This is a genomic window from Rhizobacter sp. P2_H2 (assembly GCF_056403375.1).
Window position 1 is genome coordinate 1 of sequence record NZ_JBFUFP010001135.1, and the last position, 1687, is coordinate 1687.

Consider the following 1687-nt stretch of genomic DNA (forward strand, 5'->3'; position numbering starts at 1 on the left):
ATCCTGCATCACCTGCCAGATGTGCAGCAGCCCGGCATCGATCTCGGCATCGCTGCGCCAATGCTGCTCGTTGCGCCGCATGATCTGCGCGATGCTGCAGCGCTCGCGCGCGGCGATCGTCAGCAGGTCGGCGCCCGAATGGAAGGGCAGCGGCAGCACCGTGGTGTCCGGCGCCAGCACCTTCTGCTTGCTGCCGTCGGCTGCCAGCTCTTCGCTGACGACAAAGCCGCCGCCCACCGAGTAATAGGTGCGCGCCGCGATTTCGGTGCCGTCGGCGTCGTACGCGACGAAGCGCATGCCGTTCGCATGGAACGGCAGCGTCTGCCGGCGGAAGAAGACCAGGTCGGTCTTCTCGTTGAACGCGATCGCGTGCTCGCCCAGCAGCTTCAGCTGCTTGCCGGTGCGGATGACCTCGAGGTGCGCCGGAATCGCATCCGGATCGACACGGTCCGGCTCATGCCCCGCGAGCCCGAGCAGCACCGCCTTGTCGCTGCCGTGCCCCTTGCCGGTCGCGCCGAGCGAGCCGTACAGCTCGGCCAGCACGCGTGCCACGCGCGGCAGCAGGCCGTCGTGCTGCAGGCGCAGCGCGAACAGCCGCGCCGCGCGCATCGGCCCCACCGTGTGCGAACTCGACGGGCCGATGCCGATCTTGAACAGGTCGAAGACCGATACGGCCATGGGGCGTCCTTCAGGTGGAGATCAGCTGTAGTCGGACAGCGGGGGGCAGCTGCAGAAGAGGTTCCGGTCGCCGTAGACGTTGTCGACGCGCCCGACCGGCGACCAGTACTTCTGCTTCTTCAGGCTCTTGACCGGGAAGGCCGCTTCCTCGCGCGAATACGCGTGCGGCCACTCCGTCTTCATCAGCGCGCCGGTGGTGTGCGGCGCGGCCTTCAGCGGGTTGTCGTCCTGCGGCCACTGCCCCTGCTCGACCTTGCGGATCTCCGCGCGGATCGCGATCATCGCGTCGCAGAAGCGGTCCAGCTCGACCAGCGGTTCGCTCTCGGTCGGCTCCACCATCAGCGTGCCGGCCACCGGGAAACTCAGCGTCGGCGCATGGAAGCCGTAGTCGATCAGGCGTTTCGCGACATCCTCCGCACTCACGCCCGAGGTCTCCTTCAGCGGGCGCAGGTCGAGGATGCACTCGTGCGCCACGCCACCCCCCTTCACGCCGGCGATGTTGCCGCTGTAGTGGATGTCGTAGTGGTCGGCCAGGCGCGCGGCCACGTAGTTCGCGCTGAGGATCGCCGTCTCGGTCGCGGCCTGCAGGCCTTCCGAACCCATCATGCGCACGTACATCCAGCTGATCGGCAGCACCGCCGCGTTGCCGAGCGGCGCCGCCGAGACGGCGCCCACTTGAGAGTCGGTGCCGATGCCGGCCGCGCGGTGCGCCGGCAGGAACGGCACCAGGTCGGCCGCGACGCACACCGGGCCGACGCCCGGCCCGCCGCCGCCGTGCGGGATGCAGAAGGTCTTGTGCAGGTTCAGGTGGCTCACGTCGCCACCGAACTCGCCCGGTGCGGCGATGCCGACCAGCGCGTTCATGTTGGCGCCGTCCACGTAGACGCGGCCGCCGTGCTGGTGCACCAGCGCGCACAGCTCCTTCACGCGGGTCTCGAACACGCCGTAGGTCGACGGGTAGGTGATCATCACGCAGGCGAGGTTSGCGCTGTGCTGYTCGCACTTGGCC

At 69.0% G+C, this 1687-nt stretch carries 1 protein-coding gene and 1 pseudogene; both read right to left on the reverse strand.

The window, feature by feature from the left end; all coding sequences use genetic code 11:
• On the reverse strand, positions 1-678 hold a 678-nt coding region (locus AC1D15_RS30850; protein ID WP_477829032.1), incomplete at its 3' end, for a serine dehydratase beta chain.
• Between the two features lie 21 nt (positions 679-699).
• Positions 700-1687 (reverse strand): annotated as a pseudogene (locus AC1D15_RS30855) (glycine dehydrogenase (aminomethyl-transferring)); the annotation flags it as partial.